The organism is Larkinella terrae, from assembly GCF_009668025.1.
GTDB lineage: Bacteria > Bacteroidota > Bacteroidia > Cytophagales > Spirosomataceae > Larkinella > Larkinella terrae.
The window spans coordinates 374,283-390,215 of sequence record NZ_WJXZ01000013.1; the positions used below are offsets into that span (position 1 = coordinate 374,283).

Annotated in this window: 13 protein-coding genes; 4 read left to right on the forward strand and 9 right to left on the reverse strand. The window is 51.7% G+C overall.

Annotated elements, in window-relative coordinates:
• Positions 1-10: 10 nt before the first annotated feature.
• The 4 genes from GJJ30_RS22045 to GJJ30_RS22060 form a co-directional block, all read right to left on the reverse strand.
• Positions 11-439, reverse strand: a complete 429-nt coding sequence (locus GJJ30_RS22045) for a response regulator (protein WP_310588358.1) — start codon at positions 437-439, stop codon at positions 11-13.
• Entirely contained in the window at positions 420-1,910 is a 1,491-nt protein-coding gene (locus GJJ30_RS22050) for a sensor histidine kinase (RefSeq protein WP_154177349.1), read from the reverse strand. Before GJJ30_RS22050 ends, GJJ30_RS22045 begins: the two co-directional genes overlap by 20 nt.
• A gap of 135 nt (positions 1,911-2,045) precedes the next feature.
• Positions 2,046-2,585 carry an ATP-dependent protease subunit HslV gene (hslV, locus tag GJJ30_RS22055; protein ID WP_154177350.1) on the reverse strand — a complete coding sequence of 180 codons (540 nt, stop codon included), beginning with the start codon at positions 2,583-2,585 and terminating at the stop codon, positions 2,046-2,048.
• Positions 2,586-2,820: 235 nt separating this feature from the next.
• On the reverse strand, positions 2,821-4,515 hold the full coding sequence (locus GJJ30_RS22060; RefSeq protein WP_154177351.1) for a pyruvate dehydrogenase complex dihydrolipoamide acetyltransferase: 1,695 nt from the start codon (positions 4,513-4,515) through the stop codon (positions 2,821-2,823).
• Between the two features lie 163 nt (positions 4,516-4,678).
• Here GJJ30_RS22060 and GJJ30_RS22065 point away from each other — a divergent pair, with 163 nt between their 5' ends.
• The gene (locus GJJ30_RS22065) at positions 4,679-6,412 is read left to right on the forward strand and encodes an FAD-dependent oxidoreductase (RefSeq protein ID WP_154177352.1); all 1,734 of its coding nucleotides are present in this window, start codon (positions 4,679-4,681) and stop codon (positions 6,410-6,412) included.
• 230 nt (positions 6,413-6,642) lie between these two features.
• On the opposite strand, the gene GJJ30_RS22070 is transcribed toward GJJ30_RS22065, so the two are convergent.
• The gene (locus GJJ30_RS22070; RefSeq protein ID WP_154177353.1) at positions 6,643-7,416 is read right to left on the reverse strand and encodes an oxygenase MpaB family protein; all 774 of its coding nucleotides are present in this window, start codon (positions 7,414-7,416) and stop codon (positions 6,643-6,645) included.
• Between the two features lie 412 nt (positions 7,417-7,828).
• On the opposite strand from GJJ30_RS22070, the gene GJJ30_RS22075 reads away from it, so the two are divergent.
• Genes GJJ30_RS22075 through GJJ30_RS22085 form a run of 3 tightly spaced genes read left to right on the forward strand, consistent with a single transcriptional unit; the run spans position 7,829 to position 11,704 of the window.
• Positions 7,829-8,872, forward strand: a complete 1,044-nt coding sequence (locus GJJ30_RS22075; protein WP_154177354.1) for an ABC transporter transmembrane domain-containing protein — start codon at positions 7,829-7,831, stop codon at positions 8,870-8,872.
• A gap of 43 nt (positions 8,873-8,915) precedes the next feature.
• Positions 8,916-10,277, forward strand: a complete 1,362-nt coding sequence (locus tag GJJ30_RS22080; RefSeq protein WP_154177355.1) for an HlyD family secretion protein — start codon at positions 8,916-8,918, stop codon at positions 10,275-10,277.
• The gene (locus GJJ30_RS22085) at positions 10,274-11,704 is read left to right on the forward strand and encodes a TolC family protein (protein ID WP_154177356.1); all 1,431 of its coding nucleotides are present in this window, start codon (positions 10,274-10,276) and stop codon (positions 11,702-11,704) included. Before GJJ30_RS22080 ends, GJJ30_RS22085 begins: the two co-directional genes overlap by 4 nt.
• A gap of 28 nt (positions 11,705-11,732) precedes the next feature.
• On the opposite strand, the gene GJJ30_RS32385 is transcribed toward GJJ30_RS22085, so the two are convergent.
• From GJJ30_RS32385 to GJJ30_RS22100, 4 genes are all read right to left on the reverse strand, one after another.
• The gene (locus tag GJJ30_RS32385; protein ID WP_229313320.1) at positions 11,733-12,206 is read right to left on the reverse strand and encodes an OmpA family protein; all 474 of its coding nucleotides are present in this window, start codon (positions 12,204-12,206) and stop codon (positions 11,733-11,735) included.
• 99 nt (positions 12,207-12,305) lie between these two features.
• Positions 12,306-12,485 carry a hypothetical protein gene (locus GJJ30_RS32390; protein ID WP_229313322.1) on the reverse strand — a complete coding sequence of 60 codons (180 nt, stop codon included), beginning with the start codon at positions 12,483-12,485 and terminating at the stop codon, positions 12,306-12,308.
• Between the two features lie 92 nt (positions 12,486-12,577).
• The gene (lepA, locus tag GJJ30_RS22095; RefSeq protein WP_310588360.1) at positions 12,578-14,365 is read right to left on the reverse strand and encodes a translation elongation factor 4; all 1,788 of its coding nucleotides are present in this window, start codon (positions 14,363-14,365) and stop codon (positions 12,578-12,580) included.
• 117 nt (positions 14,366-14,482) lie between these two features.
• Positions 14,483-15,709, reverse strand: a complete 1,227-nt coding sequence (locus GJJ30_RS22100; protein ID WP_154177358.1) for a DUF819 family protein — start codon at positions 15,707-15,709, stop codon at positions 14,483-14,485.
• Positions 15,710-15,933 lie beyond the last annotated feature (224 nt).

The following is a 15,933-nucleotide window of genomic DNA, read 5'->3' on the forward strand; positions in this document are numbered from 1 at the left end:
AATCGATTTCTTAATTTCGTCCGCTCATTTTAACCACTTTAAACCAGTATTCCCCAATCGTCTGGGTAAAGTCCATTAGTTTTTTAAATGATGCAGGCTTGGTAATGAAGCTGTTAGCGCCCCACAAATACGAATTGTCAATGTCGATGGTGGCATCGGAAGTCGTCAGAATCACGACCGGAATGTGACGCAAATCCCGATCCGCCTTGATTTCCTGCAGAGCCTCCCGGCCATCCTTCCGTGGCATATTCAAATCCAGTAGAATCAACTCCGGCAATGAATGCGTCGAACTTGCGTAGCGGCCCGTCCGACGCAGAAATTCCATCAGTTCTTCGCCGTCTTCAACCACATTCATTTCGGTAACCGGAAAGTGCTGGCGGAAAGCCTCGCGGGTTAAAAACCGGTCGTCTTCGTCGTCGTCAGCCAATAGTATATGCACTGGTTTCGTGAGTTGTTGCATTGTCATGAACAGACTGGGTCTGCTTTTCGGGTAATAAAATGATAAAGGTTGTTCCAACGCCGGGCTCGCTGTGGGCGGTAATCAAACCTTTATGGTTGTTAACGATGCGCTTGCAGATCGCCAGCCCAATACCGGTTCCCTCATAAGCGCTTTTGCCATGCAGTCGCTGAAAAATTTTAAAAATGTGGTCGATGTACTTTTCGTTAAATCCGATACCGTTGTCAGCGACGCTTATCTTATAATATTTTTTTCCGGGAATGAGTTCTTCGTAGGCATCGCCGTCGATTGAAACACCCTTGATTGTAATAATCGGGGGCTGGTCCGGCTTGGTAAACTTCAGCGCATTCGAAATCAGGTTGGAAAAAAGATGGTCCATCTGACTCTGTACGGCTTCAATGGTGGCCAGATTATCGATATGAAAATGAGCCCCGGCCGCCTTTATTTTCAATTCCTGATCCGACAGGATGCCCTGCACAACCTCCGAAAGCCGTACCGTTCGGAAAGGTTCTTTTTTGCTGGATATGCGGGAAAAATTCAGCAGATCCTTAATCATTTTGGACATCCGTTCCGCCGATTGCAGAATCTTGTTCAAATACATGATGCCTTCCGGAGAAAGCCCGGTTTCGTACCGGTCGCGCAACAGGTAACCGAACGACTGAATTTTTCGCAACGGTTCCTGCATATCGTGTGAGGCCACGAAGGCAAACCGCTCCAGCTCTTCGTTCGAGATTTCCAGCAGTTGAATCTTGTCCTGCAGTTCGTCCTCGTACGCCCGCAGTTGATCCTCCGTTTTTTGCCTCGTATTTAATTCATTTTCAAGCAGGTTATACGAAACGATCAGCGTGACAAATGTCAGTAAGGATAAGGTAAAAATGATAATCAGCGTATTCCGGAACGAATGTTCAGCGGCTGCGGAATAGGTATCAAACCGGTTTTGCTCGATTTCATTCATTTTCTTTAACAACTCACGCACGCGATCCATCCGGGCTTTTCCCAAAAGCATATATGTTCGGGCAATGGAGATTGGCAGTTTTTTGCGGACGGCATCAACCTGTTGCTGCGCGGTTGCGATCTTCGTATCAATCAAGGTCGATAGTGAATCGAGATTCCGGAGCTGCGTCGGATTGTCGGCTACCAGTTCGCGAATCTGATCAAGTTCTTTCGGGAATTGCGGCAAAGCGTAATTAAACGCTTCCAGATAAATACCGTCCCCCGACGACGCCAGGTAGCCCCGTTCACCGGTTTCAACATCCGTAATGAGCGACAGGATTCGCCCCAGCCGGTTGGTCACCTGCTGGCTGTGTTCAATCCGGTCGCTGGCTTTTCGGTATTGATTATAACTGTACAGAGTCAGGCCAAACCCTAATGCAATCAGCAATAGCGCCGTCCCAAATCCGAATGTAATCCGCTTTCTGACTGCTTTTGGCAAAACTGCACGCAACCCTCTCATGTCAAATGGAACGTAGTTTGTCAGTCTTAGAATAGTTTATGGTTTTGGGTTTATGGTTTCGAGTTGGCGATATTCGAAGTTCGATATTATCGAACATTCTCATCAACTGGAAACCATAAACCAAAAAACCGTAACCTATTTAATCGTCTCAACCACCAGATTGTGGTTGGTATAGATGCAAATATCGGCGGCAATATGCAAACTTTCCCGAACCATTTCTTCGGCGGTTAACTGAGGAGCGTGTTTTTTCAACGCAATGGCTGCCGACTGGGCGTACATGCTGCCGGAACCGATGGCGGCAATCTGGTTATCAGGTTCAAGCACGTCGCCCGTACCGGAAATCACCAGCATATCCTCTTTCGAAGCCACAATCAGCATGGCCTCCAGCTTCCGTAAATACCGGTCGGTGCGCCAGTCTTTAGCCAGCTCGATTGCGGCACGTTTCAAATTTCCCCCGTAGGCATTGAGTTTTTCTTCAAACCGCTCGATCAGCGTAAACGCATCGGCGGTCGATCCGGCAAAACCCGCCAGCACTTTGCCATTCATCAGCGTTCTTACTTTCCGAACGTTACTTTTGGCAATTGTATTGCCCATCGTTGCCTGGCCGTCGGCCCCGAGCGCAATTTCACCGTTGTGCAGAATGCCAACAACGGTTGTAGCGTGAATTTTCTGCATTCGATTTTACTAAAGCTAAGGAGTAAATTCGCTTAATGTTTATAATTTCCAGCAAAAAACAAGCGTAACTGACTTTACAACCAGAAAGTTAGGCTGAAAAATGAAGGATTATAAACGCTTAGCGGTTTTTAACTGGTTACTTGTCATTTAATGTTTAAAGGTTTAACGCGTAACGGCGGGAAACCGTGCCAGTTCCTCAACCGCTAAACGTTAAACCTTAAACGTTAACCCAATTTTATACCAGCATTCCGAACGGATTTTCCAGCAGGCCCTTGAAGGTTTGCAGGAACGAAGCGCCCGTTGCGCCATCAACGGAGCGGTGATCACACGACAGCGTAACTTTCATCACATTGGTCGGTTTAGCCACCTCGCCCTCAAATTTGACGGTTTGTTTGATGGAACCAATCGCCAGAATACAGGAATCCGGCGGATTGATGATGGCCGTAAATTCGTCGATGCCGAACATGCCAAGGTTGGAAATCGAGAACGTGCTGCCTTCCCAATCCTTCGGCTGCAGCTTTTTATCCTTGGCTTTGCCCGCCAGATCTTTCACCTCGGCCGCGATAGTCGATAATGTTTTCTGATCGGCATTACGCACCACCGGAACCAGCAAGCCTTCGTCCACCGCAACGGCTACGCCGATGTTGACGTACGAATACCGCCGGATTTTGTCGCCCAGCCAGGATGAATTGACGGCCGGATGCTTCTTTAGCGCCAGAGCCGCGGCCTTCAGAACGAAATCGTTGAACGATACCTTGACCGAACTGACTTCGTTGACCTTGCCGCGCAGTTCCATCGCCTTGTCCATATTGATTTCCATCGTCAGATAGAAATGCGGAGCCGTAAACAGGCTTTCCGACAGACGGCGGGCAATGGTTTTCCGCATCTGGCTCACCGGAATATCCTCGTAAGCACCCTGCGGAGTCGGGGCGGTTTGGGCCACCGGAGCCGGTTGCGGAGCTGCGGGTTTGGCGGGTTGAGCCGCCGGAGCTGCCGGTTGAACGGCGGGTGCAGCCGCGGGCTGGAACGTTTCCACATCGCGTTTCACAATGCGTCCATCCGGACCGGAACCCTGAACCTGCGCCAGATTGACGCCTTTTTCTTTGGCAATCTGTTTGGCCAGCGGAGAGGCAAAAATCCGGCTGTCGTGGCCGTTGGCACCAGCGGTTTCGGCCGGAGCAGTAGCGGGAGCGGCTTCTGTTTGAGGAGCTTCGGCCGCCGGAGCAGCTGCCGCGGGCTGACCTCCACCCTGCAACAGGGCCTGGAAATCCGCACCTTTTTCCCCAACAACGGCAATCACGTCATCGACTGCCACCGCGCTGCCTTCTTTTACGCCAATGTATAAGAGCGTGCCTTCTTCGTAGGCTTCCAGGTCCATCGTCGCCTTGTCGGTTTCGACTTCGGCCAGCACATCGCCCGATTTCACCGTGTCGCCTTCTTTTTTATGCCAGGCCACAATGGTTCCTTCGGTCATCGTATCGCTCATTTTCGGCATCCTGATGATCGACGCGTTGATGTTGGCTGCCGGAGCCGCCGGAGCGGGCGCTTTTGGAGCGGGTTGTTCCGCACCATTGGAAGCGGGCGCGGGACGGTCGGCCGCTGCCGCCGGTTTTTCGGCCGGAGCTTCCGCTTTCGGTTCGCTGGCACCATTTGAGGAACCAGAACCGTCCAGCAATCCCTTGAAATCTTCACCGGCTTTTCCAACCACGGCGAGTATCCCATCGATCGGAACGGCTTGTCCTTTTTCAACACCGATGTATAACAAGGTCCCTTCATCGTAGGCTTCCAGGTCCATTGTGGCCTTATCGGTTTCGACTTCAGCCAGCACGTCGCCCGACTTGACGGTGTCGCCTACTTTCTTATGCCATTCAGCGATGACACCCTCGGTCATGGTGTCGCTCATCTTGGGCATTCGGATTAATTCTGCCATATGCGGTTTTGTGCAAGTATATCAGTAGTTCTGCTTCGAGTGTCCAAAATTAGAATAAAGCGGGGAAAGTTGGTTAACCTGATGCGAAGTTTCCACTTATCCGCTTTGATTTGCAAATTGCCTTCCAATATTCGATCCGTCTTTCTTTTCCCGTAATGCCTTTATGAATCGCAGGAATTTTCTTGAAACCGCTGCCGTTGGCTGTCTTTCCGCCCCACTTATTTCAACTTTTTCTACTTCAGCGCAGGCTGAACCCCGAAGGTTGGCCCCTGCCCAATCCAGTAACGAATTTTCTGCCGATGTAGTTGTCGCCGGTGGCGGATTAGGAGGTTGCGCGGCTGCTTTGGCGGCTTTGCGCGCTAATTTACGGGTTATTCTGACGGAAGAAACCGACTGGATCGGCGGGCAGATTGCCCAGCAGGGCGTGCCTCCCGACGAGCACCAATGGATTGAAACCCACGGCGCTACGCAGCTTTACCGTTCATTTCGCTCGGCGGTTCGGGACTATTACCGCCGACATTACCCGCTGACGGATGAGGCAAAAAGCCGCAAAAATTTAAATCCCGGCGACGGGGCGGTTTCCCGGTTGTGTCACGAACCCCGGGTTGCCCTGGCGGTTTTGCTGGACATGCTGGTTCCCTACCTCAGTTCGCAACAATTAATTTTGCTGCTGGAGCACAAAGTCGTTGGGGCAGATGTTTCCGGCGACCGGGTTCGGGCATTAAAGGCGGTTAGCTATCGCAGTCAAAAACAAGTCGAGCTGACCGCACCTTATTTTGTGGATGCGACAGAATTGGGCGATTTGCTGCCCCTGACAAATACGGAATTTGTGACCGGAACCGAATCCCGTAAGGAAACCGGCGAATTACACGCTCCTGAAAAAGCCGATCCGACGAATCAGCAGTCGTTCACGGTTTGTTTCGCGATGGATTACGTTCCGGAAATCAACGGGCAGAAAGTAAGTCACCTCATTGAAAAACCGAAAGAATACGATTTCTGGAAAAATTACATTCCGAAATTATCGCCGGCCTGGTCGGGAAAACTGCTGGATCTCTCCTACTCGAATCCATCCACGCTGGAACCCAAGCAATTGGGTTTTCACCCCGAAGGCATCCAGACCGGTTCCATGCTGAACCTTTGGAATTACCGCCGATTGATCAGCAAGGCGAATTTCAAACCAGGGGCGTATCAAAGCGATATTACGGTCGTGAACTGGCCGCAGAATGACTATTTTCTGGGCAACCTGGTGGGCGTGAGCGACAAGGAGTTCAAAAAGCACGTCGACCGGGCCAAACAACTGAGCCTCTCCCTGTTTTACTGGTTACAAACCGAAGCTCCGCGCCCCGACGGCGGTTTGGGCTGGCCCGGCCTGCGCCTGCGACCCGATATTATGGGCACGGAAGATGGCATGGCCAAATATCCGTACGTCCGGGAATCGCGCCGGATTAAGGCGGTATTTACGGTTTTGGAAGAACACGTTGGCACGGCCAATCGGGCGATGATCACCGGTCAGAAAACCGGAAATACGGCGGCCGATTTTTACGACAGTGTTGGCGTGGGATATTACCACATTGATTTACACCCAAGTAGCCAGGGAAACAATTACATCGATTTTGCGTCTTTGCCGTTTCAAATACCGCTGGGAGCGCTGTTGCCGAAACGAGTGGAGAATTTACTTCCTGCCAATAAAAACATCGGAACGACGCACCTGACCAACGGTTGTTACCGCCTGCATCCGGTGGAGTGGAGCATCGGCGAAGCAGTCGGGCAACTGGTCGTATTTGCGCTCACCAAAAAGGTAATACCCCGCGCGGTCAGGGAGCAAAAACCGCTCCTGGAAGAGTTTCAAAACCGGATTCGCAGTCAGGGTATTGAGACCCACTGGCCAAAGCCGTGATTTCAACCTAATGGATGCCCACATGTTCGTTATTCGGTGTTCGCTATTCACTATTCATTTTACTTCTTACTTTCAAAATTTTCCACATTCGAATTCGCCCCCAACCCCCTGAAGGGGGCTTTAGCACGCCGATTTAAGCTCCCTTCAGGGGGTCGGGGGCGGACCTTTATGGTAGAAGATGAGATTTATAAAGAGCTCATCGATAACAAATAGCGAACATTTTTATTATGCTAATTTACCGATTGCAATTTTCGGTCAAGTTCCTGCACCTGCTTGAGATACGCCGTCGGCATCAAAATCCGCTGGGTGATGGCGCGCAACTGCAACTTTTCCAGCACTTTATACAGCCACATCATCGATGCCAGAACCGGACGTTCAGGTAACGGTAATAGGTTTTTGACCTGGTCCGGCACCAACAGCGACTGCGCCTGAAGGAGCAAACCGTACCGCCAGTTTCCCAATTCTTCGCGGTACCGCTCGAACAGTTTATCGGTAAACGAGCTGTGAACCAGATCCCGCGATAAATGAAGTCGGCGGTCGATCTGCCAATCGCCGTAGGTTTGCGGTATTTCCGGAACGCCCATTCCCTCGCCCACTCGCCGGAACACATCGAATAGTTCTTCGCGCTCGGGATTGGTCAGCGGACGATGCAGGAGTTCAAAAGCGCGTTCGGAATAATCGATCAGCATGTACAACACGTCGCGATAGGCCCAATCCGGAATCTGGTAACCCCGGCTTTTTTCCACACCCCCGTGAATGGCCCGCATCCGGTTGATGGCGGCAACGGCTTTTTCGTGCGGCATAAATACAATTTCCTGGGCGTATTTGACTGTTGAGAACAAACGGCCAATCGGATCGGCGGGCAGTTTTCCGGTATAAAAGAGCCAATCGACAGCCCGGTTTAATGCAAATTCAGCCGCTCCACCCGCAAAAATGAGCAGGATCACATCGCCATCACCCCAGATTTTTCGCACAATCGAATCTTCCTGAACAAAGTAGCGCATCCCTAAAATCAAATGGTGTTTAAGTCGTAACGCTATTTTTCCCAAAAAAATGCACCCGTCTGATGAGCGGTTTTATTCGACATTCCGATCGACGTTGACGAGCTCGTTGAAGTTTCGGAAAAATTGCATTTATTATATTATTCTGGGATGACTTCTAACCGTCCTCTAATTTTGCCTGCCTTCCAATGCAGTATCTTTGTCGTTGTAAATGCCTGCAATGGCCTTTGTACCATAATATGTACGTATTTCAATTTTTTAAACGGTTTTGTAATCATCCAATCTGAAGGTTAACGAAACCCGGTTTTTTTAACCACAGATGGGTCCGTGGAAAGCACGACGCCAGACGTTAATTTTTATGAATTACCAGTCAAAAAATGGCTGGCAAGTACGATCCACCTTTATTTTAATTCGTATGGAATCAACGATAAAATCTTCAATTACACCCCTCCAACGTCTCATTCGGCTGTTAGGCACCGAAAAACGGGACATCTGGTACGTCTGTCTTTACGCCCTGGTGGCGGGTTTGATCAGCATGTCGTTACCGCTTGGCGTTCAGGCGGTTTTCAACCTTGTTTCGGGCGGTATGGTTTTCAGCTCAGTTTACGTGTTGATCGGTCTAGTAGTCGTGGGCGTCGTTATCACCGGTCTGATCCAGATTGGTCAGCAGGCCTTAGTCGAAGTTCTGGAACAGCGGCTGTTCGCCAAAGCCGCCCTCGAATTTACGTACCGACTGCCCCGCATCCGGCCTTCGGCCCTGCAGGGACAGCAGGCGCCGGAGTTGATGAACCGCTTTTTTGACGTGCTAACCATTCAGAAAGGCATGCCCAAGCTATTGATCGATCTGATGGCAGCCGCCATTCAGATTCTGTTCGGCATCATGCTGCTCTCCTTTTACCACCCGGTTTTTCTGGTATTTGGCCTTTTCACGTTGCTCGCGGTCATCGCCATTATCTGGCTACTGGGCCCCAGCGGTTTGCGCACCAGCCTGAGCGAGTCGAAATACAAATACAAAATGGCGGCCTGGCTGGAAGAAATTGCTAATCGCCTGAGCGACTACCGGAATCCACAGCGCGTCAACGAGCCCTTGATGCGGACCGACGAATACGTCGGGCATTACCTCGAATACCGTAACCAGCATTTTCAGGTGCTAAAGCGGTTTTACTACAATGCACTGGCATTCAAGACCCTGGTAACCGGCGGTCTGCTGATTCTGGGAACTGCGCTGGTGGTCGAACGGCAAATGACCCTCGGCCAGTTCGTGGCGGCTGAACTGGTCATCGTCCTCATCACGGGTTCGGTTGAAAAACTGATCATGGGCATCGATACGGTTTTCGATATGCTGACCGCCGTCGAAAAAATGGGCAACGTAACCGATCTCCCGCTGGACGACATCGACCCCGATTTCCGGGAAAACCAACCCACCCAATCACCGGTTTTAACTCCCACCATTTTCTAAATGCCAGGTTAAAGCTGGTTTATCTAAAATCGATAAACTACGTATGCTGAATATATCAAATCAAAGGATTGACAAAAAGCAGATCGACACGCTTCCGCTCAAGAATCTGCGGGAGTTGCCCACGTTACGCGCGGGTCGGCGGCTGGGCCGCTGGATGCTGATCGTACTGGCCGTCGGTATCTGTACCCTGTTTTTACCCTGGCGGCAAAATATCAACGGCGAAGGCACCGTGACCGCTCTTACCCCGCAGGACCGCCCGCAAACGCTGCAAAATGCCATTGCGGGGCGAATCGAACAGTGGAAAGTTCGCGAGGGGCAGTTTGTTCAACGCAACGATACGCTGCTGGTTATTTCTGAAATCAAGGATGAATATTTTGACCCGAAACTCCCGCTTCGGCTGAAAGAACAGTTGCAGGCCAAGCAGGGAAGTCTGGTGGCCACCGATGCCAAAATCACCGCCCTCGACGGCCAGAAAACCGCCCTTGAAAACGGTTTGGCGGTTAAATTGTCGGCGGCTCGAAACAAGGTTCGTCAGGCCCGTTTTAAGGTGGTCAGCGACAGTACCGACCTGATCGCCATCCAGAACACCTACAAAATCGCGCAGGATCGGCTTCAGCGGTACGAAAAAGGTCATCAGAGCGGCTTATTTTCGCTGACGGATCTGGAATCGCGCCGGTTGAAAGTCCAGGAAGACTACGCCAAAGTGATTGCGCAGGAGAATAAGCTGAACGTCACACGGCAGGAACTGCTGAATGCGCAACTGGACCTCGGCACCATTCAGGCTGACTACCAGGAAAAACTCGCGAAAACCCAGTCGGACCGCAGTTCAGCGGTTTCGTACCGCACTGAAATCGATGGCGAAATTTCCAAGATCGTCAACAAAATCAGCAGTGTGGAAGTCCGCCGGGGCCTCTACGTCATCCGCGCCCCGCAAAGTGGTTACGTGGTTCGGGCGCTCAAGGCCGGGATTGGCGAAACCATCAAAGAAGGCGAGTCGATTGCGACCCTGCAACCCGACAAACCGCTGGTGGCTGTTGAACTCTACGTTCGGCCCAACGACGTTCCGCTCATTCAGCCCGGTCGGCACGTGCGACTCGAATTCGACGGCTGGCCCGCCGTGCAGTTTTCGGGTTGGCCCAACGTAGCCGTTGGTACTTTTGGGGGGCAAGTTTCCGTCATCGACGCGGTCAGCAGCACCAACGGCAAATACCGTCTGCTGGTCGAACCGAAGGTGAGCGACAAAGACCCGAACTGGCCCCGCCAGCTGCGGGTCGGGTCGGGTGTGTACGGCTGGGTAATGCTCGACAACGTTCCCATCTGGTACGAAATCTGGCGAAAACTCAACGGTTTTCCGCCCAGCCTGAAAGCCGAGCCAGGCAGTTCCGGGGAGGGGGCAAAAAAATGAAAACCGTTGCCGGTATTTTAAAGATTGTTCTGCTGATCGTTGTTCTGGACCAAAAACCGGTCCGTGCCCAACCAGCGGACACTGTGACGTTTACGGCGGCTGAGTTCTTCAACGCCGTCACGCAGTACCACCCCATCGTCCGGTTGTCGTCATTGCTGAGTCAGGAAGCCCAGCAGGAAGTGCTACAAGCCCGGGGTGCGTTCGATCCGAAGCTGTTTTCCAGTTACGACAAAAAACAGTTCGGGAATACGTTGTATTACGATAAATGGCAATCGGGGCTGGCGGTGCCCATTTTGCCCGGCGGGGTCGATCTGAAAATCACCCACGACCGGTTTGGGGGAAAACTCGTTAACCCGGAAGAGCGCCTGGCGACACCTGGGCTGACCAGCGTTGGCTTATCTGTGCCGGTAGGTCAGGGGCTTCTCATCGATGCCCGGCGGAACGCGCTGCGGCAGGCCCAACTCGCCATCAACCTGGCGGAAGCGGATCGGCTTAAGCTGATTAACAAAACACTGTTCGATGCCGCTAAAACGTATTGGGACTGGTTTTTTGCTTACCAGCAATTCCGGTTGCTGGATGATGGGTTACGGCTGGCTGACACCCGGTTTCGGGCCACTCGCGACCGCGCTTTGCTGGGGGATGTGGCCGCCATCGACACGACGGAAGCCTTAATTACTGCCCAGGATCGCCAGGTGCAACGGGAGCAGTCCGTGGTCGCTTTGCAAAACACCCGGCTTCGGCTCATGGCATTTCTCTGGAATGCCGACCGGCAACCGGTTGAGCTGCCGGAGCGCGTCATTCCGCAGTTGGCGTTGGTGGGCTATCTGGACGAGCCTGTGGTGCAAAATCTCCTTGACCGCGCGGCCGAACTGCATCCGGAGTTGACCAAACTTCAGACCAAGGAACGCCAGTTGGCGGTGGAAGAGCGGTTTCGGCGGTCGCTGTTGATGCCACAGCTCAACGTGAGTGCCAGTTTGTTGAGCGGATTACCGGTTTTTGGCGAGATCAATGGCCTGCCTGCTTACTACGGTTTTCGCAGTTCAAATTACAAAGTCGGGCTTGATTTCACTTTTCCGCTTTTCCTGCGCAAAGAGCGGGGCAAGCTGCAACAGGTGCAGATCAAGGCGCAGCAAATCAATCTGGAACGCCAGCAGGTCAACCGCGACATTGCCAACGACATCCGGACCGCCTGGAATGACCTAAAAGCCTTGGAGCGGCAGATTCAGGTGCAGCAGCAAACCGTTCGGAATCAGCAACGGCTGGTCGAAGCGGAGCAGCAGAAATTTGACATGGGCGAAAGTTCCCTTTTTCTGATCAACACCCGCGAAACCAAGCTGATCGACCTGCAAATCAAGTGGGAGGAAATGAAATCGAAATACCAGAAGGCCATTGCCGACCTGTATTATCGGGCCGGAACGACGCCGTAAACTGCCGCGAATGGAGTGTTGACGGATTTTACAATTTCAGCACGGTAAACTCAACGCGCCGGTTTAGCTTTTTGTTGGCTTCGTTGTCGTTCGGAGCGGCCGGGCGCGTGTCGCCGTACCCCTGAAATTGCAGGCGGTTCTCAACAATTCCGCGTTGAAGGAGGTAATTAGCAATGACGCGGGCCCGATTTTCGGACAGCGATTGGTTCAGTCGCCGATCGCCCACGTTATCGGTATGTCCCGCAATTTCAATGACCAGTTTGGGGTAGCGGTTGAGCGTATTCAGCAGTTTGTCGAGTTGCGGATACGATTCTTTCCGCAGCACGTAGCTACTTTGGTCGAAATAGACGTTGTCGAGCCGGATTTTGTCGTTGACTTTCAAATTCCGAAAAACACTGTCCGGTTTTTCAGCGGGCGGTTTGGCTCCTACGGCTTTTTCCATCCATGCCAGGTGTTCGTAATTGGCACAGGTGTCGCAGGGCACCAGCAAGACTTCCTCCATCGCATAATACCCCTTCGCGCTGGTGTTGATAATAACGGTATCGGTTTTCCCAAGCGTAAACGCAAAGGCCCGACCCGGACTGCTTTGCCCCGTAAACGATTACTTTGAAAGAACCGCCTTCACCCGATACGTTGCCGGAATTTCGGCTTTGGTTTGTTCATCCAGCGCCTTGATGGCAAAATCAGTCGGATGCGTAGCAATTCGTTTTGCCGCCGGTTGGGCCAGCGCAATTGCATTCGAAACAATGATTAGCCAAGCAACTAAAAAACCGTATCGCATCGTGTTTTCAAAAAAATTATGGTTTTTAGTTTAGATTGGGAAGACACGAATGCGTCATCCAATCATCCACTAAAAACCATAAAAGCATTCGATTAGTTGATTTTCAATACTGCCATGAAGGCTTCCTGCGGAATTTCAACATTTCCGACCTGGCGCATCCGCTTCTTCCCTTTCTTCTGCTTTTCGAGCAGTTTCCGTTTCCGGCTGATGTCACCACCGTAACATTTCGCCAAAACGTCTTTGCGCAGGGCTTTCACGGTTTCGCGGGCGATAATTTTCTGCCCAATAGCTGCCTGAATCGCGATTTCAAATTGTTGACGGGGCAGCAATTCACGCAATTTTTCGCACAATTTCTTGCCCCATTCGTAAGCTTTATCCCGGTGAACAATGGCTGATAGCGCATCCACGCCTTCGCCGTTCAGCATGATGTCGAGCTTCACCATAGTCGACTCGCGGTTGCCCAGGAACTCGTAATCGAGTGAGGCATACCCGCGCGAAATGGTTTTCAGTTTATCGAAAAAGTCGAAAACGACTTCCGCCAGCGGCATTTCAAACTGCAGTTCAACGCGATCGGCGGTCAGGTAAACCTGGTTTTTGAACAAACTCCGCTTATCCATACACAGCCCGATGATGGCTCCGACGTATTCAGCTTTGCTGATAATTTGCGCTTTAATGAACGGCTCTTCGATCCAGTCGATGCTGCTTGGATCAGGCATTTCGGCCGGAGCGCTCACCTGTAGCGTTTCTCCTTTTGTTGTGATCACCTCAAACCGCACGGAGGGAACGGTCGTAATCACGGTCATGTCAAACTCGCGCTCCAGACGTTCCTGCACAATTTCCATGTGCAACATACCCAAAAAACCGCAGCGGAAACCGAAGCCCAAAGCCGCTGAGGTTTCGGGCTCCCAAACGAGCGAAGCATCGTTCAACTGCAGTTTTTCCATCGCTTCCCGAAGTTCTTCGAACTCGCTGGTGTCGACCGGATAAATCCCGGCAAAAACCATCGGTTTTACTTCCTCAAACCCCTGAATAGCACCTGACGCGGGATTGGCCAGGTGGGTGATCGTATCCCCTACTTTTACTTCTTTTGCCACTTTAATTCCCGAAATCAGGTAACCTACATCACCGCATTCGATGACATCTTTCGGAACCTGACTCAGTTTCAACGTACCAATTTCGTCGGCAATATATTCCTTTCCGGTCGCCATGAACTTAACTTTGTCACCCTTGCGGATGCGACCGTTCTTGACCCGGAAAATAACCTCGATTCCGCGGTAGGAATTGAATTGGGAGTCGAAAATCAGGGCCTGCAACTCTCCGTCCGGATCGCCGGTTGGTGGTGGCACACGGTCGATGATGGCGTTCAGAATGGCTTCGATGCCGATGCCTTCCTTCCCACTGGCCGGAATAATATCTTCCCGCTCACAACCGATCAGGTCCACCATCTCGTCCTTTACTTCCTCCGGCATCGCACCCGGCAAGTCGATTTTATTCAATACCGGAATGATAACCAGATCGTTATTCATCGCCAGGTACAGGTTGGAAATCGTTTGGGCTTCCGTTCCCTGCGACGCATCCACGAGCAGCAAAGCTCCTTCGCAGGCGGCAATGGAGCGCGAAACTTCGTACGAAAAGTCGACATGGCCCGGCGTATCGATGAGATTGAGCGTGTATTTTTCCCCTTTGTAAAGGTATTCCATCTGGATGGCGTGGCTCTTGATGGTGATCCCGCGTTCCCGCTCCAGATCCATGTCATCCAGAAACTGCGCCTGCATGTCGCGCTCCCCAATGGTTTTTGTAAACTCCAGTAATCGGTCGGCTAAGGTGCTTTTGCCGTGGTCGATGTGGGCAATAATGCAAAAATTACGAATATGCTTCACGTTGTGAAAACGGTTGTCTATCTCAGTGTAAATGCAAAAATACTTAAAAAACCGCAGATTGCCTTCACCCAGTCAGCGCCGGGCCGTCGATACGGTTGCAGACCCTGACGGGGTGAGCTAGGGCGAGGCCAGTTGCATCAGGATTCCGCAGAGGTAACCCATATAGGTTCCGACGGCGTACCCCAAAATAGCCATGAGTACGCCAACCGGAGCCAAAACCGGGTGAAACGCAGCCGCTATGATCGGGGCCGTGGCTGGGCCACCGATGCAGGCTTGACTCCCGACCGCCAGAAAAAAATACGGCGCGCGAATCAAACGGCTGAAGCCAATCATCAGCAGCACGTGAAAAAGCATCCAGACCAAACCCACCAGAATTAAACCGGGGTGATCGGCAATGGCTAAAATATTCATTTTTAGGCCAATTGTCGCAATCATCAGGTACAAAAAAACCGTGGCGACTTTCGACGCGCCCACCCCTTCGAGATTCCGCAATCGGGTAAACGACAGCGCAATTCCAATGGCAGTTGCCAGACCGACGATCCAAAAAAACGGCGCATTCAAACTAAACCGGCTTAGCATTGGCGAATGCGTATCGATAAACGGTGCAATCCGATCGGCCAGGGCGTGGGCGACTGCCGTGGCCCCAAAACCGACAGCCAGAATGACTACCAAATCGGTAGCCGACGGCATTTTCCGAATCGCATCGACCTGTTGCTGAATCCGTTGCTTCACTTCCGCCACCGCGCTGGCATCAGCCCGCAACCAGCGGTCAATAGCAGCAGAATGGCCTGCGCCGTACAACAACACACCTAGCCAGAGATTGGAAATGAAGACATCGACGGTAACAATGGCGGAAAATAAATTGCTGCTGGGCTGAAAAACCTCCTTGAGTGCCGTTTGATTTGCCCCGCCCCCAATCCAGGTTCCGGCCAGGGTGGCCAGTCCCCGCCAGACCGCATCCGGTCCTTGCCCACCCACCAGATCCGGAGCCAGTTTGGCAATGACAAAAACCGCCAGTGGACCGCCAAGCATGATGCTGATGGCCGAAGCCGCAAACATCAGGACGGATTTACGGCCCAACCGCCGAAAGGCCCGAAAGTCAACGCTGAGCGTGAAGAGAACCAGAGAAGCAGGTAACAGAATCCGTGAAACCACCGGATACAAAGCGGTATTCTCGGCATCAACCCAGCCAAATGTATTCAGGAGAGAAGGTAAAAAATAACAGAGGAGCGTGGGCGGAACGTAATAGTAAAACTTTTGCCAGATCGGCCGCGGACTGTCGGCAGTGGTAAGAACCGCTGCCAAAATCAGGAAGATGACACCCAGTGTAATGGTATCCGTCATTAGACTATGATTACGGTGATGTTGAAGATTACAATGATGAAAAGATAATGATATTAGTTAATGATGGACAAAATCCTGAAACATTCCTCAATTCATCCGGATCAAGTTCAAAAGTTGTGGATCATCTTGGATTAAGCATATAGCTGCGTTAATCGGTAAAGGAAAAAGTCCACATTTCTTACCCCTCTGAACTGGGCCCGGAAGGCTTTGATCTTGGCATTGAA